The following is a 20,584-nucleotide window of genomic DNA, read 5'->3' as shown; positions in this document are numbered from 1 at the left end:
TTCAAGACCCTCAGGGCGTGAAGGTATCGCCCAGCACGATGCCTTCGCGCCGCGGGTCGGCGCCGCCGGTCAGCACCGTCTTGCCACCGACGCTGGTGCGGATGACGGTGCTCACGCCGCTGGACTGCGCCGATACAGACACCTTGTGACCGAGCCCGATCAGGCCGGCGACCAGCGGATCGTTGAGTCCCGAGTTCGTCGCGTCGATGTTCGGATGCTCCCCGCCGACGTTGGTGGTCGCGCTGTTGGAGGCGCCGAAGTCGACCAGTGAGGTGGCCTGCTGTGCGTCGAGCCCCCAGTCGAGTGCACCGACCACCGTCTTCACGACGAACTGGATGATGGTGCCGCCGCCGGGCGAGCCGGTGCCCATGACGAATTCGCCCATGCTGCCGTCGCTCTGCTTCTTGAACACCAGCGTCGGCGCCATCGTGCTGCGCGGGCGCTTGCCCGGCGCGACGCGGTTGGCCACCTTGATGCTGGGGTCGACCGTGTCGTTCGGATTGGCCGAGAAGTCGGTGAGCTGGTTGTTCAGCATGAAGCCCTGCGTCATGTGGAACGAGCCCAGCGTGCTTTCCACCGTGGTGGTCATCGAGACCACGTTGCCCTGCTTGTCGACGATGGTGAAGTGCGTGGTGCCGTGCTCCTCGGTCTTGTCGATGCCCAGCGGCACCGCGCCCAGGTTGCCGGCCTGCGCGACGCCCATGCTCTTCGTCAGGCTGATGAGGCTGGCGCGGCTCTGCAGGTAGGGCTTGTTGATCATCGTGTCGACCGAGCCGCCCGGCAGCGGGACGAAGTCGGTGTCGGCCACGTACTTGTCGCGGTCGGCGTAGGCCAGGCGCTCGGCCTCGCTCACCAGGTGCACGCCCATCACGGTCGGCTTGCCGCCTTCGATGTCGATGGCGGTCGGCTTGTACAGGCCCATGTTGAAGGTCTCGAGAATGCCCAGGCTCGCCACCACCGCGATGCCGCCCGAGGACGGCGGCGACATGCTGCACACGTAGTAGTCGCGGTAGGTGCCGCAGACCGGGTCGCGCCGCTTGGCCTTGTAGTTGGCCAGGTCGGTCAGCGTGGTCATGCCGGGCGTGATGGCCGAGCCGTCGTTCGCGGCGGTGGTGATGCCGATCTTGTCGACGATGCCCTTGGCGACGTCGCCCGTGTAGAAGGCGTTGGCGCCCTGCGTGGCGATGGTGGTCAGCGTCTTCGCGTAAGCCGGGTTCTGCAGCCGCGTGCCCAGCGCCTTCGGCGTGCCGTCGGCGTTGAAGAAGTAGGCCGTGGCTTCGGCGTCGCGCTTCAGGCTCGTGGCCGACGACGAGATGGCGGCAGCCATGCGTCCGCCGATCAGGAAGCCGTCGGAGGCCAGCGTGATGCCGTAGCCGAAGAGGTCTTTCCACGGCAGCTTGCCGTGGTCCTGGTAGGCGAGGTCGAGCATGCGCACTGCGCCGGGCGTGCCGATGGAGCGGCCGCTGGCGCGCGCGCCGCCGGGCAGGGGCGGCGTGGTGTCGGCACCGGTCGGGTCGATGTAGCGCAGGTAGTTCTCGTTGGCGGCGGCAGGCGCGGTTTCGCGGCCGTCGTAGGCCTGCACTTTCTTGGTCGCGGCGTCGTAATAGAGCATGAAGGCGCCGCCGCCCAGGCCGCTGGATTGCGGCTCGACCAGGCCCAGCACGGCCTGCACGGCCACTGCCGCATCGACGGCGCTGCCGCCGGCCTTCAGCACGTCGCAGCCGGCGCGGGTGGCGAGCGGATGGTTGGCCACCACCATGTAAGTCTTGGCATACACCAGCTTGTGGCCCGGCGCATAGCCCGACGCCGCCTCGGGTGCAGCCGGGTCGCCTGCGTCGCCCGAGCCGACCACCACGGATGAATTGCCTGTCGAGGTGAGGCAGCCGTTGTCGGGAGCGGGCGGCTGGTTGGCCGCGTTGATCGCGGCGATGGTTGCAAGAATCGTTGCCGTGTCTTGGGCGTCGTTTCTGGAGGCGCCACCACAGCCCGCCAGGCCTAGCGAGAGGGCGATGGGCGAGAGTGCCCACCAGACGCGTCTGTTGTTTTTGTTCATGTGGATTTCCCGGGTAGGTATGTTGAAAAACCACGGGCGCTCCTCGCGCCCGTAGCCATCTTCAGCACATTCCATTCCAGCAACGTCGGGGTTTGCGCGCAGGCGGGCGCCGCACCGCGTGCCGCGCGCCACAATAGCCGCCATGTCAGACGTGCATTCCGATCAATTGCTAAGCGAAGTCGCGGCCCTGCCGCAGCTGCCCGGCGTCTACCGCTATTTCGATGCGGCGGGCGCGGTGCTCTACGTGGGCAAGGCGCGCAACCTCAAGAAGCGGGTTGCCAACTACTTCCAGAAGAGCCACGGCGGCACCCGCATCGGCCACATGATCTCGAAGATCGTGCGCATGGAAACCACGGTGGTGCGCTCCGAGGCCGAGGCGCTGCTGCTCGAAAACAACCTGATCAAGACGCTCAAGCCGCGCTACAACATCCTGTTTCGCGACGACAAGAGCTATCCCTATCTCAAGATCGCGTCGCACCAGTTCCCCCGGCTGGCCTACTACCGCGGCGCGGTCGACAAGAAGCACCGTTACTTCGGGCCGTACCCGACCGCCTGGGCGGTGAAGGAATCGATCCAGCTGCTGCAGAAGGTGTTTCGCCTGCGCACCTGCGAGGACACCGTGTATGCCAACCGCACGCGGCCTTGCCTGCTGTACCAGATCAAGCGCTGCAGCGGGCCGTGCGTCGGCTACATCGCGCCCGAGGCCTATGCGCAGGACGTGGCCAGCGCCGAAGCCTTCCTGATGGGCGACACGCAACTCGTGCTCTCGAAGCTCGAACAGCGCATGACGGCACACGCCGAGAAGCTCGAGTTCGAGCAGGCGGCCGAACTGCGCAACCAGATGTCGGCCATCTCGCGCGTGCTGCACCAGCAGTCGATCGAGATCGCGTCCGACAAGGACGTGGACATCCTGGCTGTGAAGGTGCAAGGCGGCAAGGCCTGCGTGAACCTCGCGATGGTGCGCGGCGGCCGGCACCTGGGCGACCGGCCATACTTTCCCGTGCATGTGGAAGACGCGGCGCAGATCCATCACGGCGAACTTGACGACGATGGAGACGATGCGCCGCCCGTTGCCGCAGACCCGATCGAAGTGCAGGTGCTCGAGGCCTTCATCGCGCAGCACTACATCGACGTGCCCGTGCCGGCCACGCTGGTGCTGAGCGAGCAGGTGAGCCGCGAGCTGATCGAGGCGATTTCGCAGCAGGCCGGCGCGCGCGTGACGGCGGTGTTCCAGCCGCACGAGCAGCGCCGGCACTGGCTGGAAATGGCCGAGACCAATGCCAAGCTGCAGCTGGCCCGGCTGCTGGCCGAAGAGGGCTCGCAGCAGGCGCGCACGCGCGCGCTGGTCGATGCGCTCGAATTGGCATCGGACGACCTCGACAACTTCCGCGTCGAATGCTTCGACATCTCGCACACCGCGGGCGAGGCGACGCAGGCCTCGTGCGTCGTGTTCGAGCACCACACCATGCAGAACCGCGAGTACCGCCGCTACAACATCGAGGGCATCACGCCTGGCGACGACTATGCGGCCATGCGCCAGGTGCTGCATCGTCGCTACGGCAAGCTGGCAGAGGCCATGGCGGCCGAGACCGATGCCTTGCCTCCGGGTGACGCCGAAAGCGACGACACAGACGCGCCGCCGAAGCCCCGGACCGCACGCATGCCCGACCTGGTACTGGTGGACGGCGGCAAGGGGCAGGTGTCGATGGCGCGCGAAGTGTTCGGCGAATTGGGTCTGCCGCTGTCGCTGATCGTCGGGGTCGAGAAGGGCGAGGGCCGCAAGGTCGGACTCGAAGAACTCGTGTTCGCCGACGGCCGCGAGAAGGTCTACCTGGGCAAGGACTCGGCCGCGTTGATGCTGGTGGCCCAGATCCGCGACGAGGCGCACCGCTTCGCCATCACCGGCATGCGGGCCAAGCGTGCGAAGGTACGCGTCGGCGGCAGCCAGCTCGAAGACATTCCGGGCATCGGGCCGAAGCGGCGTGCGCGGCTGCTGCAGCGCTTCGGCGGCATCCGGGGCGTGGCTGCTGCGAGCGTGGAAGACATCGCGTCGGTCGAGGGCATTGCCTCCGACCTGGCGGAGGAAATCTACAAGGCGTTGCATTGAGCGCGTGACCCCCGAAGGGGGTTACTTCCGCCATGACACAATCAAGCGATGTTCTGGACACTACCGACCATCATGACCTGGACGCGCATCGTCGCGATCCCTTTGATCGTCGGTGTGTTCTACCTGCCGATGGCCGAGCCGATGCGCAACCTGATCGCCACGGTCATGTTCATCGTCTTCGCGGCAACCGACTGGCTTGACGGCTTCCTGGCACGCCGGCTCAATCAGACCTCGGCCTTCGGGGCCTTTCTCGATCCGGTGGCCGACAAATTCCTGGTGTGCGCCTCGCTGCTGGTGCTGGTGCACCTGAACCGGGCCGACGTGTTCGTTGCGCTGATCATCATCGGCCGCGAGATCGCCATCTCGGCGCTTCGCGAATGGATGGCGCAGATCGGCGCCAGCAAGAGCGTGGCGGTCCACATGATCGGCAAGGTCAAGACGACCGTGCAGATGATCGCCATTCCGTTCCTGCTCTATGACGGGCGCCTGTTCAAGGTGATCGACACCGGTGTCTGGGGGCAATGGCTGATCTGGATCTCAGCCGTGCTCACCATCTGGTCGATGGTGTACTACCTGCAGAAGGCCATTCCGGAAATCCGGGCCCGCACCAAATGACCTCGGCGGCCACGGCCCCCGGCGGGGGCTGGCTGCGGGCGATGCCGGCGGTCTTCGTGCTGATCTGGAGCACGGGCTTCATCGTCGCGCGCTACGGCATGCCGTATGCGCCACCCCTCAAGTTCCTGGCCGTGCGCTTCGCCTTGTCGCTGGTGTGCTTCGGCGTGTGGGTCGCGCTGGCGCGGGTCGAGTGGCCGAAGCAGCGCGCGCAGTGGGGGCACCTTGCGGTCACGGGCATCCTGATGCAAGCGGGCTACCTGGGCGGCGTGTGGGCCGCGGTGCATGCCGGCATGGGCGCGGGGCTGGTGGCATTGCTGGTCGGCATCCAGCCGGTGCTGACGGCGGTGTGGATGTCGTTCAACGGCGGGCGCATCTCGGGCCGGCAGTGGGCCGGGCTTGTGCTGGGCTTTGCGGGGCTGGTGCTCGTGGTGTCGCGCAAGTTCGGGCAGGGCGCCGAGGTCAATGCGCTGACGATGACACTGGTGGTGATGGCGCTGCTGTGTATCACAGCGGGCACGCTCTATCAGAAGCGTTTCGTCGCGCCCTGTGACGTGCGCAGTGCCAGCGCCGTGCAGATGGCGGCGGCGCTGCTGGTCACGCTGCCGTTCGCTGCGCTGGAGTCCCAGGGCATCGAATGGAACGCGTACTCGGGCGGCGCGATGGCGTGGTCGGTGCTGGCGCTGTCGCTAGGCGGCAGTTCGCTGCTCTACATGCTGATCCAGCGCGGCACGGCGACGGCCGTCACGAGCCTGCTGTACCTGGTGCCGCCCTGCACGGCAGTGATGGCATGGCTGCTGTTCTCCGAGCCGATCACGCTGGTGACAGTGCTGGGCATTGCGCTCACCGCGGTGGGCGTGAGTCTCGTGGTGCGCAGCGGGCGCTGAGCGGCCGGTTTCTTAACGTGCGCCGGCCTTGCCGGGCTTCCAGGGCTCGCCGCGGAACTGCTCCACGAGGTGATCGACCAGCAGGCGCACGCGGCGCGGCGTCTTCGGCCGCCAGGGCGCGATCCAGTGGATGTCAGCTTCCGCCATCGCGTATTGCGGCAGCACGCGCACGAGTTCGCCGCTCGCGAGTTGCGGTGCGATGTCCCACAGGCTGCGCAGCATGACGCCGTGCCCGGCCACGCACCAGTCGCGCACCATCTCGCCCGAGTTGCTGGCCAGCGGCCCTTGAACACGCACGCGCGCCGTGCTGCCGTCGCGCGCATGGCGCAGGGTCCAGAGCGCGTACTGACGCTGGCTGGCATCGCCGTTCTCGCGGGCGACCAGGCAATCGTGCGAAGCCAGTGCCTCGACGGTGGCCGGCGTGCCACGGCGCTTCAGGTAGCCGGGCGACGCCGCCAGCACGCGCTGGTTGCGCGCGATGCGCCGCGAGACCCAGTCGGCCGCATGGCGCTGCTGCACGGCCCAGAGCCAGACCGCGCCGTCGTAGCCTTCGGCGCCGAGGTCGGGCAGTTGCTCGGTCAACATCAGCTCGATCTGCAGCGCAGGGTGCCGCGCCTGAAAGGCCGCCACCGCCGGTCCGAGCCAGCGCCGGCCGAAGCCGAATGTCGCGGCCAGGCGGACTGTGCCGGTCAGCTCGTTCTGGCGTTCACCGAGCTCGCTTTCGAGTGCGGCAAAGCCGTCGAGCAGTGTTCGCGCATGCAGGCAGACCGCCTCGCCTTCGGCGGTGACGCTGAGCCGCCGGGTGGTGCGGTCGAACAGGCGCTGGCCCAGGCGGGCTTCGAGCGCGCCCAGCCGCTTGGTGATGACGGAGGGCACGACATCGAGCGTGGCTGCCGCACCCGCCAGGCTGCCGTGGTCGCGAATGGCCAGCACCAGTGCGAGGTCGCCGCGGTCCATCGAGGGTTGATTCATGCCAAATCGGAAAGTATGAATTGGCTGATTGTTGCTTGATGATCGTCGAGGCGCAACGCACAATCGTTCCCGTGACGGCCTCATTTCTTTCCCTTCCCACTTTCGACATCGAGCGCAAAGGCGTGCGCATCCACGGCCGTATCGGCGGGAGCGGGGCTCCCTTGCTGCTGCTGCACGGTCATCCGCAGACACATGCGATCTGGCATCGCGTGGCGCCGGCATTGATGGAGCGGTTCACGGTGGTCGCGGTCGACCTGCGCGGCTACGGCGATTCGGGCCGGCCGGCGGCCGATGCCGAACACGCGGTCTACAGCAAGCGGGAGATGGCGCTCGATGCACTCGCCGCCATGCGGCATCACGGCTTCGAGCGCTTCGGCGTGCTGGCGCACGACCGTGGCGCGCGTGTGGCTCATCGGCTCGCGATGGACCATCCCGCAGCAGTCGAGCGCATGCTGCTGCTCGATATTGCACCCACGCTCGCGATGTACGAGCAGACTTCCGAAGCATTTGCCAAGGCCTACTGGCATTGGTTCTTCCTGATTCAGCCGCCGCCGCTGCCCGAGGCGCTGATTGCGTCCGACCCCGTGCGCTACGTGCGCAGCGTAATGGGTGGGCGGCATGCTGGCCTCGCGCCTTTTGCGCCCGAGGTGCTGGCCGAATACGAACGCTGCGCCGCCATCGCGGGCACCGCCGAATCCATCTGCGAGGACTATCGCGCCTCCGCCACCATCGACCTCGTGCACGACCGCGAAGACATCGCCGCCGGCGGGCAGCTGGCGCAGCCGCTGTGCGTGCTGTGGGGCGAGCATGGTGCAGTCGGCAAGGCCTTCGACGTGCTCGCGCTGTGGCGCGACCGCGCCACCGATGTGTCGGGCCGCGCCTTGCCGTGCGGCCACTACGTTCCCGAAGAGGCCCCGGACGAATTGCTCGCCGAGGCCCAGGCATTCTTTCTACCTCTACAACACGCACACGCAGGAGCCAACTCATGAGCACCCACAGAATCGCAGTCATCGCCGGCGACGGCATCGGCAAGGAAACCATGCCCGAGGGCGTGCGCGTGCTCGATGCCGCGGCGCGCAAATTTGGCATCGACCTGAAGTTCGACCACTTCGATTTCTCGAGCTGGGACTACTACGAGAAGCACGGCCAGATGCTGCCCGACAACTGGAAGGACCAGATCGGCGGGCACGACGCCATCTTCTTCGGCGCGGTCGGCTGGCCCGAGAAGATTGCCGACCACGTGTCGCTATGGGGCTCGCTGCTGATGTTCCGCCGCGAGTTCGACCAATACGTCAACCTGCGTCCGGCACGCCTGATGCCCGGCATCATCGCCCCGGTGGTGCGGCGCGACGGCACGCCGCGCGAGCCCGGCGAGATCGACATGTACATCGTGCGCGAGAACACCGAGGGCGAGTACTCCAGCATCGGCGGGCGCATGTACCAGGGCACGCCGCGCGAGATCGTGGTGCAGGAAACCGTGATGTCGCGCGTGGGCGTCGACCGGGTACTGAAGTTCGCGTTCGAGCTCGCTCAATCGCGGCCGAAGAAGCATCTGACCAGCGCCACCAAGTCGAACGGCATCTCGATCACCATGCCGTACTGGGACGAGCGCGTGGCCGAGATGGGCAAGAACTACCCGGGCATCACGCTCGACAAGTTCCACATCGACATCCTCACCGCGCACTTCGTGCAGCGGCCCGACTTCTTCGACGTGGTGGTGGCGAGCAACCTGTTCGGCGACATCCTGTCGGACCTGGGCCCGGCCTGTACCGGCACCATCGGCATCGCGCCGAGCGCCAATCTCAACCCGGAGCGCACCATGCCCTCGCTGTTCGAACCGGTGCATGGCTCGGCGCCCGACATCGCCGGCAAGGGCATCGCGAACCCGATCGGGCAGATCTGGTGCGGCGCGATGATGCTGGAGTTTCTGGGCCACAAGCAGGCGCACGACGCCATTCTTTCGACCATCGAGAAGGTGCTCGCGCCCCAAAGCGGAGCACCACGCACCCCGGACATCGGCGGGACGGCCAGCACCAGCGACCTCGGCAAGGCGATCGCCGAGGCGCTTTGAAAAAGGAGTTCACGAAAGGCCCCTAAAATCGCGCGCTCCGCTGATCGGCATGGCTCTGTGTCTTATTGACACCCTGCAGACCAGTGGTTGTAATCCTCGCTGGCAGTGCGCTGCCGAGGCGTCAGGCCTGCCAGGCTCTTGAGTCGCACCGTTTGCGGCCAGGTCGCAGCTGACGGAAGCCGACCAACTTTTTTTCTACAAGGGGCCCTTGTGAACAAGACCGAACTGATTGAGCACATCGCAAAGAACGCCGATATTTCCAAAGCCGCAGCGACCCGTGCGCTCGAATCCACCATCGGCGCCATTCGTACCACGCTCAAAAAGGGCGGCTCCGTTTCGCTCGTCGGTTTCGGCACTTTCGCAGTAGGCAAACGCGCGGCCCGCACCGGCCGAAATCCCCGTACCGGCGACGCGATTAAAATCAAGGCAGCCAAGATTCCGAAGTTCCGTCCAGGCAAGGCGCTGAAAGACGCGCTGAACTAAGACGTTAGACTCGGAAAGTATTCCCGGTGGGGTGCTTAGCTCAGTTGGTAGAGCGGCGCCCTTACAAGGCGTAGGTCGGGGGTTCGAGCCCCTCAGCACCCACCACCACCCGATGCAAAGGCGAACCACAAGTTCGCCTTTTTTATTGCCGTCCGACAGCCGTCGAAAAAGAGTGTTCAAGCATGTTTGATTTCTTCCGCAAGTACAACAAGATCGTCATGATTTTCTTGTTCTTGCTGATCATTCCCTCGTTCGTGCTCTTCGGTGTCGAGCGCTACCAGGGCTCCGGTCGCGACGAGAAGGTAGCCCGCATCGAGGGCCACGACATCACGAAGCCCGAATGGGATCAGCAGCACCGCGTTGAGACCGATCGCATTCGCCAGCAATCGCCCAACGTCGACCCGACGCTGCTTGACTCCGATGCCTTGCGCTACGCCACTCTGGAACGCATGGTGCGCGACCGCGTGCTGGCCGCAGCGGCTGCCAAGGCCAACATGACGGTGTCTGAAGACCGCCTGTCGCGCATGTTTGCGCAGGACACTGGCCTGGCTGCGTTCCGTACACCCGACGGCAAATTCGACCGCGATGCTTTCCAGCGTGTGACCGGTCGCACGCCTGAACAGTACGAAGCGTCGGTGCGCTCCGACATGGCAACGCAGCAAGTGCTGCTGGGCGTTTCGGGCACGGCCTTCACGCCGCCGGCACTGGCCGCCACCACCATCAACGCTTTCTACGACAGCCGCGAAATCCAGGTGGCCCGCTTCAGCCCCGAGAGCTTCGCATCGAAGGTGACGGTGAGCGATGCCGACATCGAGACCTACTACAAGGACCACACGGCACAGTTTCAGGCGCCCGAGCAGGCCAGCATCGAATACCTCGTGCTCGACCTCGAGGCGGCCAAGAAGAACGTCGTCGTGAACGAGGCCGACCTCAAGACCTATTACGAACAGAATGCCTCGCGCTTCGGCACCAAGGAAGAGCGCCGCGCCAGCCACATCCTGATCACCGCGCCGGCCAGCATGTCTGCCGCCGACCGCGAAAAGGCAAAGGCCAAGGCCGAGCAACTGCTGGCCGATGTGAAGAAGGCGCCCAACACTTTCGCCGACTTGGCCAGGAAAAACTCGCAAGATGATCTGACGGCGAAAAATGGTGGTCAGCTTGACATGGGGCCAAAGGGGAGTCTCATTGCCAAGCAATTGGACGATGCTGTATTTGCGCTCAAGAAGGGCGAAATTGGCAACTTAGTCGAGTCAGAGTTTGGCTTCCATATCGTTCAGCTCAACGAGATCAAACCGGCGCAGGTGCCGCCCTTCGAGCAGGTACGCGCGACCATCGAGAACGACATGCGCTCGCAGCAGGCGACCCAGGAGTTCGCGAAGGCTGCCGAAGCATTCACCGATGCCGTCTACCAGTCGCCCGAGAGCCTCAAGCCGGCGGCCGACAAGCTGAAGCTCACGATCAAGACGGCAGACAACGTCGCGCGCCTGCCTGCACCGGGCGCCACCGGTCCGCTGGCCAGCCGCAACTTCCTGAGCGCGCTGTTCGCAGCCGACTCGCTCGATCGCAAGCAGAACACTGAAGCGATCGAAGTCGGCCCCAGCCAGCTTGCTTCGGGCCGCGTGACGAAGTACACGCCGGCGCACCCGGTGCCATTGGCCGACGTGAAGGACAAGATCCGTGCGCAGCTTGTCACCGAGCGCGCTGCGGTGCTGGCCAAGACCGAGGGTGAGGCCAAGCTCGCCGCGTGGACCGCCAAGGCGGACGGCGCGACTTTCGGCGCACCCGTGACGGTGTCGCGCCGCGACGCGCAATCGCAGCCGCTGCCGGTCATCGACGCCGCGCTGCGTGCGGATGGCTCCAAGCTTCCCGCGATCGTGGGCGTGGACCTCGGCGCGCAGGGCTATTCCGTGGTCCGCGTGACCAAGATTGTTCCGCGTACGCCGCCGCCACCCGAGCTCGCAAAACAGGAGCAGGCGCAGGTCGGCCAGTCCGTGTCCGCGGCTGAAGATGCCGCTTACTACAACATGCTGAAGGACCGCTTCAAGGCTGAGATCCTGGTGCCGAAGCCGGCAGAAACCCTGCCGACTGCTGCGGGCCGCTGATACACACGAGCGTCGCCAGACAAAGCCCGAGCCAATCAAAGGCTCGGGCTTTTTTCATGGCCGCGCGAATTGGTCGCACGAGGGACAAGCGGCGTCTTCGCTTCTTGCCAGAATCCCGTGCATGGGAACCCTCTACCTCGTGCGCCACGGGCAGGCCAGCTTTGGCGCTGCCGACTATGACAACCTGAGCGAACTCGGACATCGCCAAGCTGTTCGCCTCGGTGAGTACTGGCGTGAGCGCGGCATGAAGTTCGATGCCGTCATCACCGGCACGTTGAAGCGCCATCGCCAGACGTGGGAAGGCATCGCCAAGGGCCTTGGTCTCGAGCGCGACGACGTGTTGCCGTGGCCCGGCCTCAACGAGTACGACAGCGAAGCGGTCATCGCCACCATCCACGAAGGCCAGCTGCAGAAGCCCGATTCGCCCGAGATGTACCGTCACCACTTCCGCCTGCTGCGCGAAGGGTTGAGCGCGTGGATGCAGGGCAAGACGGCGCCAGTCGGCATGCCGAACTATGTCGACTTTCTGGCTGGAGTGACGACGGCGCTCGACCACGTGCGTGACAAGCACCATGGTGCGAAGGTACTGGTGGTGTCGAGCGGGGGGCCGATCAGCACGGCGGTGGGGCATGTGCTCGGTACGAGCGCCGAGACGACGATCGAGCTCAACCTGCGCATCCGCAATACGTCGGTGACCGAGTTCGCCTTCACGCCCAAGCGGCACATGCTCGTGACCTACAACACGCTGCCGCACCTGGATGGTCCGGCGTATGAAGACTGGATCACCTACTCCTGAAGGCTTGCCGCATCAGGCCTGCCAGACGCCGTAGCCGGCCTTGCGCAACGCGATGCCGAGGTCGACCTCCATCAGGCGCGCGTCCTCGTAGGTCATCGGGTTGTAGCGTTCGTAGAGCGCGGGCAGCAAGCGAAGGCCGAACTCCTGCACGAAGGTGTTGGCCTGGATGCCGGCCTTGTGCTTGTCGAAACGGATGTCGGGGTCCAGGCCGGTCATGCCGACGTAGACGAAGGGCTTGCCGAGTTGGTAGTCGGGGTTGGCGCGCCTGAAGCGGCCGTTGTTCCATACGCGGTCGTCGAGTTCGACCACATAGACATGATGCTTGGCGCGTGGTTTGCGGGGCATCACGGTGGCCGTGCGCGCGGAGCGGCACGGCCCCTTTTTCGCATCAGCTCTTGCGCTTGATCAGGCCGTAGATGATGAGCAGCACGATCGCGCCCAGCACGGAGGCGATGAAGCCAGCGCCCTGGCCGGCGGTGTACCAGCCCAGCGATTGGCCGACGTACGTGACGATCAGCGAGCCTGCGACGCCGATGATGGTGGTGACGATGAAGCCCGCGGAGTCGTCGCCCGGCTTGACGGCCCGTGCCACAAGACCCACGACGAACCCGATCAGAATAGTCCAGACGATGCTCATGAAGAAATTCCTTTGGTGGTGAAGTGGTGGAAGTGGCCAGAAGCCATGCCCGTCTGCGCGGGCCGCATTCATGATAGCGGAGCGATATGCGTGTCGGTGCCGGCGACGCACATCGAACAGGCACACGAGAATTTGTGCCGGACTTCGTGACGTGGAGGCTGCGCCGCGTCCTACAGGTCCGCTGCCAGCGCCGCGATACACCGTTCGCATGCTCGAAAAACTGCCCGAAGTCATCGGCCAGGCGCTGCAGGGTGTGCGCGCCGGCCTGGACAACATCGTCTTCAACACTCTCGGCATGCGGGAAGGGATGGCCTCCATTGCGCTCACCAGTGTGGCCTTTGCGGACCATGCGCCGCTGCCGAGGCGCTATACCGCTGATGGAGAAGGCGTATCGCCGCCGCTCCAGTGGACCGGCTTGCCGGCTGGCGCGGCGTCGTTGCTGCTTATCGTGGAAGACGCCGATTCACCCACGCCGAATCCGCTGGTGCATGCCATCGTGGTGAATCTTGCGGTGGACAGCGGGGCGCTGGCCGAGGCTGCCATTCCCAGTCAGGGTAATGAGGGCGCGGGATTGCACGTTGGGCGCAATTCGACGCTGCAGGCAGCTTGGCTGCCGCCCGATCCGCCTCCTGGGCACGGGGTCCATCGATACGCGTTCCAGTTGTTTGCGCTTGGAAGCGTTCCGGAGCTTTCAGACACTCCCGGCCGCGACGAGATCGTCGATGCCTTGCACGAACACGCTATTGCCAGCGGACTGTTGATCGGCACGCACGAGAGATCTGATGGCTCGATCAAGATTCAGGAGGGTGTGACCCCGGGCGGGCCAATGGCGGCCGGGTGAAAATGTGGCTTTCAAGCCTCGCCATTGATTGCTGCCGTCAAAACCGCGATTTTTAACGCTACAATCGTAGGCTCTGCGGTGGCTGTAGCTCAGCTGGTAGAGTCCCAGATTGTGATTCTGGTCGTCGTGGGTTCGAGTCCCATCAGCCACCCCAAAAAATATCTCATATCTCCTTTGTGCTATTGCGCAATAGCACTCAAAGGATCACAGCGCCGGGCTTGCCCCGGCGTTGCCATTTCTGGCCGCCGCAACTTCTTCTTCTGCCTGCGCGCCGCAGACTCTTTTCCCCATCTCACTCGCATATAACGCGTCCAAAGTGGTGCGCTTTACGTTGCGAGTTGTTGCATTAATGCAATGCGCCGCCATTTTTTTCGCTCGGTAAGGTACTTGTGGCAAATGTAAACTGAATTAAAATCCACCCGTTTTCAATTTCAGGAGTCCAACAATGGCTTCGACCCTCGCCGATATCAATTCCCAGATCAAGAAGCATGACGAGCAGATTGCGCAATTGCGCAAGCAGGCTGAAGACCTGCGCAACCAGGAACGCGCAGGCGTGGTTGAAGAGTTGCGCAAGAAGATCGCCGAATACGGTTTGACGGCTTCCGATCTGAAACTTACCGGCCGTGTGGGCGCGGCCAAGCGCAGTGCGGGAGCCGCTCCGGCCAAGGCTGCCGCCAAATACCGCGGCCCGACGGGCGAAACCTGGTCTGGTGGCCGTGGCCGCAAGCCGCGTTGGGTGACTGAGGCATTGGCCGCAGGCAAGTCGCTTTCTGATTACGAGATCAAGTAAGTGCCCCTGTTTTCGCTGGGCAGGTGCCCAATAAAAAAGCCCGCATGCGCGGGCTTTTTTATTGGGCGTTGAGGGGTGACGCGCTCAGTTCACCATCACCAGTTTTCCTTTAACGCCGCGCGAACCCATGTGGGCGTATGCGGCCTTCAATTCCGCCATCGGCATCGTGCTGTCGATCACTGGCTTGATCTTTCCCTGACCGTACCAGTGCGCCAATTCCGCCATCATCTGTGCATTGGCCTTGGGTTCTCGCTTGGCGAAATCGCCCCAGAACACGCCGACCAGCGAAGCGCCTTTCAGCAGCGTCAGATTCAATGGCAGCGACGGAATCGGGCCGGACGCAAAACCGACGACCAAATAACGGCCGCGCCAGCCGATGGAGCGAAAGGCCGGCTCTGCAAAATCACCGCCCACCGGGTCGTAAATGACGTCCGGTCCTTTGCCATCGGTGGCGGCCTTGATGGCGTCGCGAAAACCGTTGGGCAGCGCATGTGTCGTGTAGTTGATCGTCGCGTCGGCGCCGATGGAACGGCAAAGCTCGCATTTCTCGTCGGTGGAGGCTGCCGCGATCACCTTGGCCCCTGCAGCCTTTGCGATCTGGATGGCCGCCGTGCCCACGCCGCCGGCCGCGCCGAGCACCAGCACGGTTTCGCCGGCCTTGAGTTGCGCGCGGTCCATCAGTGCATGCCACGATGTGGCATAGATCATGATGAAGGCCGCCGCATCGACGTGGCCGAAGCCTTCAGGCAGTGGCATGCACAGCGCGGCTGGCGCCAGCGTGTGGGTGCCGAAGCCGCCCGTGCCCGAAAGGCAGGCCACGTTCTGCCCGACCTTGAGGTGCGTGACACCATCGCCGACCGCCTGGACGACGCCCGCATATTCAGAGCCCGGCACGAAGGGGAGGGGCGGCTTCATCTGGTATTTGTTCTGCACGATCAGCAGATCGGGGAAGTTCAGGCTCGCCGCCTTGATTTCGATCAGCACCTGACCCGGGCCCGGTGTCGGTGTCGGCAGTTCTTTCCAGGTCAGCGCGTCGACGCCGGTGGGGTTTTCGCAAAGCCATGCGTGCATGCTCGGGTCTCCTTCGGGTAGGTAATGTTCGGCCAATGAATGCGGGCGATGATAGGTGGCGCGGTGGGGTGGGCTTGTCCCTGCTGCGACGCACCCGACGCCTACAATCTGAGCGCATCCAGGACACCATGAAGATACTAATTTCCAACGACGATGGCTTTCAGGCGCCGGGCATCGTCGCGCTGCACGACGCGCTCAAGGACATCGCCGAGGTCGAGGTGGTTGCACCCGAGCACAACAACAGCGCCAAGTCGAACGCGCTGACCCTGGCGGCACCGCTCTACGTGCGCGAGGCGCACAACGGCTTTCGCTATGTGACCGGCACCCCGGCCGACTGCGTGCACATTGCGCTCAAGGGCCTGCTCGACTATCGGCCCGACCTGGTGGTTTCCGGCATCAACAACGGTGCCAACATGGGCGACGACACCATCTATTCGGGCACGGTCGGTGCGGCGATGGAGGCCTATCTGTTCGGCATTCCGGCCATTGCGTTCTCGCAGATCGAAAAGGGCTGGGCACATGTGGATGCGGCCGCCCAGGTGGCGCGTCGGCTGGTGCAGCAGATCGAACGCGAACGCATGCTCGACGGCGGTGCTTTCCTGCTCAACGTGAACGTGCCGAACCTGCCTTTCGACGAGTTGAAGCCCGTCAAGGTCTGCCGGCTCGGCCGCCGCCACGCGGCGGAGAAGGTGATCACGCAGGACAGTCCGCGCGGCGAGACCATGTATTGGATCGCCGGCGCGGGCGGTGCCAAGGACAGCGGCGAAGGCACCGACTTCCATGCCACTGCAGCCGGCCACATCGCGCTGACACCGCTGCAGATCGACCTGACCGACCACGCCAACCTCGGCCAATGGCGCGAGACGGTGGCCCGTCTCGGCAACTGACATGGCCACACAGCGGCCCAGTTTCCCCGTTCGCCTGACACCTACTGCTTCTGCCGCCACGCGTGGGCGCATGCCCGCCGCGCCGGCCAAGCCCTTGGTGCACTCCACGCCCTCGATGGCATCTGATGCTGTGCGCGCGCGCATGGTGCAGAGGCTCGCGGCACAAGGAATTTCCGATCCGCGCGTTCTGCGCGCAATGGGCGCCGTGGAGCGTCATCGTTTCGTCGACAGTGCGCTGGTCAACCAGGCGTACGAGGACACGAGCCTGCCGATCGGGTTGGGACAGACCATTTCGAAGCCCAACGTGGTGGCCCGCATGATCGAGCTGCTGATGGGTGCACCCGCACTGGCAGGAAAGCCGCAGGACAAACTGGGCCGCGTGCTCGAGATCGGCACCGGTTGCGGTTACCAGGCGGCCGTGCTGAATCATGTTGCGACCGAGGTCTACAGCATCGAGCGCCTGCGTGGCCTGCACGAGCGAGCGCGCGCCAACCTGCGGCACTTCCGTTTGGCCACGGTGCACCTGATGCTGGGCGACGGGATGGTCGGCTATGCCAAGGGCGCGCCCTATGCCGGCATCATTGCCGCGGCAGGCGGCGAGGCGGTGCCCGAGGCCTGGATTGCGCAGCTCGCGGTGGGCGGCCGCATCGTGGCGCCGACCCAATCAGCGAGTGGTGGTCAAGCCCTTGTCGTCATCGACAAGACCTCACGGGGACTGGAGCGGCTCATTCTTGAGGCGGTTCACTTTGTCCCCCTAAAATCAGGTATCGCTTGAAGGAATAACAAATGCAGGGTTTTGGCAATCGGAGTTGGTTCGCTGGCGTCACGTTGGCCTTTGTGCTCGTGATCGCGGGCTGTTCCACACCGCGTGGGCCGGCACCGGTCGAAGACCGCGGCACCATGACGCGCGCGCCAGGCGCAGCAGTGCCCGGCGGCCCGCCCATCACCACAGATGCCAACGGCAAGCCACTCGCCGGTATCGAAAACTATGGCAAGCCTGGCTACTACGCTGTGCGCCCGGGCGACACGATCCGCCGTATCGGCAATGAAACCGGCCAGCGCTGGCAGGACATCGTTCGCTGGAACAACATCGATAACCCAGACCTGATCGAAGTCGGCCAGGTGCTGCGCGTGATTCCGCCAGTTGGTTCGGGAACGGCTGTTGCGGCCGCGCCCGCGACGCCTCCGGCCACTTCTTCCGAAGGTGCGGTCACGAAGCCTGTGACGCCGCAGCCTGCGGTGGTGCCCACGACGCCTGCCAGCGGTGCGAGCAAGCCACCGGCCCCGGTTACGGCTTCCCCAGCCAGTCCTGGCAGCGGCAACTCGGGTGATGAAGACCTCGGCTGGATCTGGCCTGCCAGCGGTTCGCTGATCGCGGGTTTCGACGAAGCCAAGAACAAGGGCTACGACATCAGCGGCAAGGCGGGCGACCCCGTGCTGGCCGCCGCCGACGGTCGTGTGGTCTATGCGGGTGCAGGTCTGCGCGGCTATGGCAACCTGATCATCCTGAAGCACAACAACACCTACCTCACGGCGTATGCGCACAACCAGACGCTGCTCGTGAAGGAAGACCAGTCGGTTCAGAAGGGCCAGAAGATCGCCGAGATGGGCAACAGCGATGCTGATCGCGTGAAGCTGCATTTCGAGATTCGCCGCCAGGGCAAGCCCGTCGATCCTTCGCGCTACCTGCCCGGCCGGTGATGCCATGGCTGCCTCCCGCCCCCGCCGCACGCTGTTGCCTGTGCGCGGGTCGGCGGGCAGGGGCAGCAGCCCATCTTCCAGCAAGGGTCAGCGCGAGTTCACCAGCGAGAGCGCTGGTCCCCAAGAAGAAGGCGTGGATCCGTCGTCGACAGACACCGCGCTGCCCAATGGCGTCGCGAGCGAACTGATTGGCGGCGAGGGCGCGGATGCGCTGACCATCTACCTGCGCCAGGTCCGGCGCACCGAGCTCTTCACGCCCGCGCAGGAATACCAGACTGCATGCGCCGCGCGGGCTGGCGACTTCGCCGCGCGCCAATCGATGATCGAGCACAACTTGCGGCTCGTGGTCAACATCGCCAAGAGCTACCTGGGCCGGGGCGTGCCGCTGTCCGACCTCATCGAGGAAGGCAATCTTGGCCTGATGCACGCCATCACCAAGTTCGAGCCCGAACGCGGCTTTCGCTTTTCCACGTATGCGACCTGGTGGATCCGCCAGTCTGTCGAGCGCGCTGTCATGACGCAGGCGCGTGCGATCCGGCTGCCGGTGCATGTGGTGCGCGAACTGCAGCAAGTTCTGAGGGCTCGCCGCACCCTCGAAGGCGACGCCGAATTCCTTGCGCACCGGCCCGACGGCGTGCGCGTGGAAGACATTGCCGCGCTGCTGGGCCGCGAGGTGCAGGCGGTAGCCGACCTGCTTGCCCTGTCCGAGGCCCCGCGCTCGCTGGATGCGGGCGATGCCCGGGGAGACGAGGGCTTCACGCTGGCCGATACCGTGGCTTCTGAAGACGAGCAGAGTAGTCCGACTGGCGTGGCGCACACGCACGAGGTGGAACGCCTGCTCGACCAATGGGTGCACGCCCTCGATGCGCGCGAACGCGAGGTGCTGGAGGGGCGCTATGGCCTGCACGACCGCGAGCCCGAAACGCTGGAGGTGCTGAGCGTGCGCCTCGGCCTCACGCGCGAGCGTGTACGGCAGATCCAGAACGAGGCGCTGGCCAAGATGCGCCGCCAACTGGCCCGTTCGGGCGTGGGCCGCGACGCGCTGTTCTAGGGGGGGCCGGCCACGCTGAGACAATCGGGGGATGACGGAATCCATCGAAGAAAAGAAAGTCCCCACGAATCCCGGCGAAGAATGGCTGCAGGTCGAGTCTCTTGACCTCGATGCGCAGGGCGTGGCGCACAAGGCCGACGGCATGGTCGTGTTCATCGAAGGCGCATTGCCTTTCGAGGAAGTGCAGTTCAATGTCCATCGCCGCAAGAACAACTGGGAGCAGGGCACGGTCACGACCATCCGCCGCGAATCGTCGCAGCGGGTGCGCCCGGGCTGCCCGCATTTCGGCCTGCACACGGGCGCCTGCGGCGGTTGCAAGATGCAGCACCTGGATGCTGCCGCTCAAGTGGCCGTGAAGCAGCGCGCACTGGAAGACAACCTGTGGCACCTCGGCAAGGTCAAACCCGAGAACCTGCTGCGGCCGCTCGAAGGGCCGGCTTGGCACTACCGCTACCGTGCGCGTCTTTCGGTGCGCCATGTGGTCAAGAAGGGCACGGTGCTGATCGGTTTTCACGAGCGCAAGAGCCGCTACCTGGCCGACATGCAGGTGTGCCCGGTGCTGCCGAAGCAGGTCAGCGAGATGCTGATGCCGCTGCGCGCGTTGATCGGTTCGATGGATGCGCGCGAGACATGCCCGCAGATCGAACTGGCCTGCGGTGACGCACCCGATTCCACGCGGCTCGGCACGATCGCCCTGGTGCTGCGTCACCTCGAGCCGCTCTCGCGTGCGGACATCGATCGGTTGAAGGCCTTTGCCGCGGATAACGAAGGCGTCCAGTGGTGGCTGCAGGCCAAGGGGCCGGAAACCGTGAAGCTGCTGGAAGAGGGCGGCACGCCGCTGGCGTATCGGTTGCCGGAGTTCGGCGTCACGATGCCCTTCAAGCCCACCGATTTCACGCAGGTCAATCCGCACATCAATCGGGCGCTGGTGGGCAAGGCGCTGCGCCTGCTCGACGTGCAGTCGGACGAGCGCGTGATCGACTGGTTCTGCGGCCTCGGCAACTTCACCCTGCCGCTGGCGAGCAAGGCGCGCGAGGTGCTGGGCATCGAGGGCAGTGACACGCTGGTGGCGCGCGCGACCGACAACTTCAAGCGAAATCAGCCCGCAACGTCGGCCCGCCGTGCGTTGTCGCCTGCAACTTTCGTGGCGCGCAATCTGTTCGACATGACGCCGGCGATGTTGGTCGCCGACGGCAGCGCCGACAAGTGGCTGGTCGATCCGCCGCGCGAAGGCGCATTCGCGCTGGCCAAGGCCATGGCCGACCTTCATCAGCAGCCCGAGTTGCGCACCGATGGCTGGACGCCGCCCAAGCGTATCGTGTATGTGAGCTGCAATCCGTCGACGCTCGCGCGCGACGCCGGCTTGCTGGTGCACCAGGCGGGCTACCGCTGCACATTCGCGGGGGTGGTCAACATGTTTCCGCACACCGCGCACGTCGAGTCGATAGCGGTCTTCGAGCTGGAATGAAAAAGGGCCCCTCGGGGCCCTTTGTTCTGGTGAGCGCGATTCGCTCGTTTGTTCG

General features: G+C 65.0%; 20 protein-coding genes and 2 tRNA genes. 17 read left to right on the top strand and 5 right to left on the bottom strand.

Going from position 1 to position 20,584, the window contains the following annotated elements; translation table 11 throughout:
• Positions 1-10 precede the first annotated feature (10 nt).
• A complete protein-coding gene (gene ggt / locus ACTG4X_RS23195) occupies positions 11-2,053 on the bottom strand; it encodes a gamma-glutamyltransferase (RefSeq protein ID WP_093077707.1) in 2,043 nt (680 codons plus the stop codon).
• 142 nt (positions 2,054-2,195) lie between these two features.
• Here ggt and uvrC point away from each other — a divergent pair, with 142 nt between their 5' ends.
• Genes uvrC through ACTG4X_RS23180 form a run of 3 tightly spaced genes read left to right on the top strand, consistent with a single transcriptional unit; the run spans position 2,196 to position 5,659 of the window.
• Entirely contained in the window at positions 2,196-4,160 is a 1,965-nt protein-coding gene (gene uvrC, locus ACTG4X_RS23190) for an excinuclease ABC subunit UvrC (protein ID WP_093051205.1), read from the top strand.
• A 48-nt stretch (positions 4,161-4,208) separates the two neighbouring features.
• Positions 4,209-4,775 (top strand): CDP-diacylglycerol--glycerol-3-phosphate 3-phosphatidyltransferase, encoded by a 567-nt coding sequence (gene pgsA / locus ACTG4X_RS23185; protein ID WP_093051202.1) that lies wholly within the window; start codon positions 4,209-4,211, stop codon positions 4,773-4,775.
• Complete coding sequence (locus ACTG4X_RS23180; protein ID WP_097198730.1) at positions 4,772-5,659, top strand: DMT family transporter; 888 nt, start codon at positions 4,772-4,774, stop codon at positions 5,657-5,659. The genes pgsA and ACTG4X_RS23180 overlap by 4 nt, the downstream gene beginning before the upstream one ends.
• A gap of 12 nt (positions 5,660-5,671) precedes the next feature.
• On the opposite strand, the gene ACTG4X_RS23175 is transcribed toward ACTG4X_RS23180, so the two are convergent.
• Positions 5,672-6,631 carry a LysR substrate-binding domain-containing protein gene (locus tag ACTG4X_RS23175; protein ID WP_093051196.1) on the bottom strand — a complete coding sequence of 320 codons (960 nt, stop codon included), beginning with the start codon at positions 6,629-6,631 and terminating at the stop codon, positions 5,672-5,674.
• Between the two features lie 38 nt (positions 6,632-6,669).
• On the opposite strand from ACTG4X_RS23175, the gene ACTG4X_RS23170 reads away from it, so the two are divergent.
• From ACTG4X_RS23170 to ACTG4X_RS23145, 6 genes are all read left to right on the top strand, one after another.
• On the top strand, positions 6,670-7,620 hold the full coding sequence (locus tag ACTG4X_RS23170) for an alpha/beta fold hydrolase (RefSeq protein ID WP_440534419.1): 951 nt from the start codon (positions 6,670-6,672) through the stop codon (positions 7,618-7,620).
• On the top strand, positions 7,617-8,702 hold the full coding sequence (locus ACTG4X_RS23165) for a tartrate dehydrogenase (protein ID WP_093177052.1): 1,086 nt from the start codon (positions 7,617-7,619) through the stop codon (positions 8,700-8,702). The genes ACTG4X_RS23170 and ACTG4X_RS23165 overlap by 4 nt, the downstream gene beginning before the upstream one ends.
• 210 nt (positions 8,703-8,912) lie before the next feature.
• Positions 8,913-9,185, top strand: coding sequence for an HU family DNA-binding protein (locus ACTG4X_RS23160; protein ID WP_007830705.1), 273 nt, complete (start codon positions 8,913-8,915; stop codon positions 9,183-9,185).
• 29 nt (positions 9,186-9,214) lie between these two features.
• Positions 9,215-9,290: transfer RNA gene (locus tag ACTG4X_RS23155), tRNA-Val, on the top strand.
• 77 nt (positions 9,291-9,367) lie between these two features.
• Complete coding sequence (locus ACTG4X_RS23150; RefSeq protein ID WP_440531990.1) at positions 9,368-11,287, top strand: SurA N-terminal domain-containing protein; 1,920 nt, start codon at positions 9,368-9,370, stop codon at positions 11,285-11,287.
• A gap of 121 nt (positions 11,288-11,408) precedes the next feature.
• Positions 11,409-12,083: a histidine phosphatase family protein gene (locus tag ACTG4X_RS23145; RefSeq protein WP_093177055.1), complete on the top strand. Its 675-nt coding sequence runs from the start codon at positions 11,409-11,411 to the stop codon at positions 12,081-12,083.
• Between the two features lie 12 nt (positions 12,084-12,095).
• Here the strand turns inward: ACTG4X_RS23145 and ACTG4X_RS23140 are convergent, their stop codons facing one another.
• On the bottom strand, positions 12,096-12,428 hold the full coding sequence (locus ACTG4X_RS23140) for a hypothetical protein (protein ID WP_093051185.1): 333 nt from the start codon (positions 12,426-12,428) through the stop codon (positions 12,096-12,098).
• Between the two features lie 43 nt (positions 12,429-12,471).
• A complete protein-coding gene (locus tag ACTG4X_RS23135) occupies positions 12,472-12,720 on the bottom strand; it encodes a GlsB/YeaQ/YmgE family stress response membrane protein (protein ID WP_007830716.1) in 249 nt (82 codons plus the stop codon).
• Between the two features lie 208 nt (positions 12,721-12,928).
• Here ACTG4X_RS23135 and ACTG4X_RS23130 point away from each other — a divergent pair, with 208 nt between their 5' ends.
• The 3 genes from ACTG4X_RS23130 to ACTG4X_RS23120 all read left to right on the top strand — a co-directional run bounded on the left by ACTG4X_RS23130 (position 12,929) and on the right by ACTG4X_RS23120 (position 14,351).
• Positions 12,929-13,561: a YbhB/YbcL family Raf kinase inhibitor-like protein gene (locus ACTG4X_RS23130; protein ID WP_440531989.1), complete on the top strand. Its 633-nt coding sequence runs from the start codon at positions 12,929-12,931 to the stop codon at positions 13,559-13,561.
• 78 nt (positions 13,562-13,639) lie between these two features.
• A tRNA-His gene (locus tag ACTG4X_RS23125) sits at positions 13,640-13,715 on the top strand.
• A gap of 291 nt (positions 13,716-14,006) precedes the next feature.
• Positions 14,007-14,351, top strand: coding sequence for an H-NS histone family protein (locus ACTG4X_RS23120; RefSeq protein WP_093051178.1), 345 nt, complete (start codon positions 14,007-14,009; stop codon positions 14,349-14,351).
• An 84-nt stretch (positions 14,352-14,435) separates the two neighbouring features.
• Here the strand turns inward: ACTG4X_RS23120 and ACTG4X_RS23115 are convergent, their stop codons facing one another.
• The gene (locus tag ACTG4X_RS23115; RefSeq protein WP_093051175.1) at positions 14,436-15,422 is read right to left on the bottom strand and encodes an NADPH:quinone oxidoreductase family protein; all 987 of its coding nucleotides are present in this window, start codon (positions 15,420-15,422) and stop codon (positions 14,436-14,438) included.
• Between the two features lie 128 nt (positions 15,423-15,550).
• On the opposite strand from ACTG4X_RS23115, the gene surE reads away from it, so the two are divergent.
• The 5 genes from surE to rlmD are packed head-to-tail and all read left to right on the top strand — an operon-like array spanning position 15,551 to position 20,529.
• Positions 15,551-16,309 (top strand): 5'/3'-nucleotidase SurE, encoded by a 759-nt coding sequence (surE, locus tag ACTG4X_RS23110; protein WP_093051172.1) that lies wholly within the window; start codon positions 15,551-15,553, stop codon positions 16,307-16,309.
• Between the two features lies 1 nt (position 16,310).
• Entirely contained in the window at positions 16,311-17,084 is a 774-nt protein-coding gene (locus ACTG4X_RS23105; RefSeq protein ID WP_097198734.1) for a protein-L-isoaspartate(D-aspartate) O-methyltransferase, read from the top strand.
• Positions 17,085-17,095: 11 nt separating this feature from the next.
• A complete protein-coding gene (locus ACTG4X_RS23100; protein WP_093051166.1) occupies positions 17,096-18,010 on the top strand; it encodes a peptidoglycan DD-metalloendopeptidase family protein in 915 nt (304 codons plus the stop codon).
• A gap of 4 nt (positions 18,011-18,014) precedes the next feature.
• Positions 18,015-19,061 (top strand): sigma-70 family RNA polymerase sigma factor, encoded by a 1,047-nt coding sequence (locus ACTG4X_RS23095; RefSeq protein WP_440531988.1) that lies wholly within the window; start codon positions 18,015-18,017, stop codon positions 19,059-19,061.
• Positions 19,062-19,092: 31 nt separating this feature from the next.
• A complete protein-coding gene (gene rlmD / locus ACTG4X_RS23090) occupies positions 19,093-20,529 on the top strand; it encodes a 23S rRNA (uracil(1939)-C(5))-methyltransferase RlmD (protein ID WP_097198736.1) in 1,437 nt (478 codons plus the stop codon).
• Positions 20,530-20,584 lie beyond the last annotated feature (55 nt).

It is taken from the genome of Variovorax sp. YR566, from assembly GCF_051992195.1.
Classification (GTDB): Bacteria; Pseudomonadota; Gammaproteobacteria; order Burkholderiales; family Burkholderiaceae_C; genus Variovorax.
Note: the sequence above shows the minus strand (reverse complement) of the source record. Positions and strands in the feature narration are given on the sequence as shown.

What these genes read in the sequence shown, in the direction of transcription:
- ACTG4X_RS23135 (WP_007830716.1), bottom strand. Translation starts at nt 12,720, where the DNA reads ATGAGCATCGTCTGGACTATTCTGATCGGGTTCGTCGTGGGTCTTGTG.
- ACTG4X_RS23095 (WP_440531988.1), top strand. Translation starts at nt 18,015, where the DNA reads ATGGCTGCCTCCCGCCCCCGCCGCACGCTGTTGCCTGTGCGCGGGTCG.
- ACTG4X_RS23180 (WP_097198730.1), top strand. Translation starts at nt 4,772, where the DNA reads ATGACCTCGGCGGCCACGGCCCCCGGCGGGGGCTGGCTGCGGGCGATG.
- ACTG4X_RS23165 (WP_093177052.1), top strand. Translation starts at nt 7,617, where the DNA reads ATGAGCACCCACAGAATCGCAGTCATCGCCGGCGACGGCATCGGCAAG.
- ACTG4X_RS23130 (WP_440531989.1), top strand. Translation starts at nt 12,929, where the DNA reads ATGCTCGAAAAACTGCCCGAAGTCATCGGCCAGGCGCTGCAGGGTGTG.
- ACTG4X_RS23145 (WP_093177055.1), top strand. Translation starts at nt 11,409, where the DNA reads ATGGGAACCCTCTACCTCGTGCGCCACGGGCAGGCCAGCTTTGGCGCT.
- pgsA (WP_093051202.1), top strand. Translation starts at nt 4,209, where the DNA reads ATGTTCTGGACACTACCGACCATCATGACCTGGACGCGCATCGTCGCG.
- surE (WP_093051172.1), top strand. Translation starts at nt 15,551, where the DNA reads ATGAAGATACTAATTTCCAACGACGATGGCTTTCAGGCGCCGGGCATC.
- ACTG4X_RS23150 (WP_440531990.1), top strand. Translation starts at nt 9,368, where the DNA reads ATGTTTGATTTCTTCCGCAAGTACAACAAGATCGTCATGATTTTCTTG.
- ACTG4X_RS23175 (WP_093051196.1), bottom strand. Translation starts at nt 6,631, where the DNA reads ATGAATCAACCCTCGATGGACCGCGGCGACCTCGCACTGGTGCTGGCC.
- ACTG4X_RS23120 (WP_093051178.1), top strand. Translation starts at nt 14,007, where the DNA reads ATGGCTTCGACCCTCGCCGATATCAATTCCCAGATCAAGAAGCATGAC.
- ACTG4X_RS23105 (WP_097198734.1), top strand. Translation starts at nt 16,311, where the DNA reads ATGGCCACACAGCGGCCCAGTTTCCCCGTTCGCCTGACACCTACTGCT.
- ggt (WP_093077707.1), bottom strand. Translation starts at nt 2,053, where the DNA reads ATGAACAAAAACAACAGACGCGTCTGGTGGGCACTCTCGCCCATCGCC.
- ACTG4X_RS23140 (WP_093051185.1), bottom strand. Translation starts at nt 12,428, where the DNA reads ATGCCCCGCAAACCACGCGCCAAGCATCATGTCTATGTGGTCGAACTC.
- ACTG4X_RS23115 (WP_093051175.1), bottom strand. Translation starts at nt 15,422, where the DNA reads ATGCACGCATGGCTTTGCGAAAACCCCACCGGCGTCGACGCGCTGACC.
- ACTG4X_RS23100 (WP_093051166.1), top strand. Translation starts at nt 17,096, where the DNA reads ATGCAGGGTTTTGGCAATCGGAGTTGGTTCGCTGGCGTCACGTTGGCC.
- rlmD (WP_097198736.1), top strand. Translation starts at nt 19,093, where the DNA reads ATGACGGAATCCATCGAAGAAAAGAAAGTCCCCACGAATCCCGGCGAA.
- uvrC (WP_093051205.1), top strand. Translation starts at nt 2,196, where the DNA reads ATGTCAGACGTGCATTCCGATCAATTGCTAAGCGAAGTCGCGGCCCTG.
- ACTG4X_RS23170 (WP_440534419.1), top strand. Translation starts at nt 6,670, where the DNA reads ATGATCGTCGAGGCGCAACGCACAATCGTTCCCGTGACGGCCTCATTT.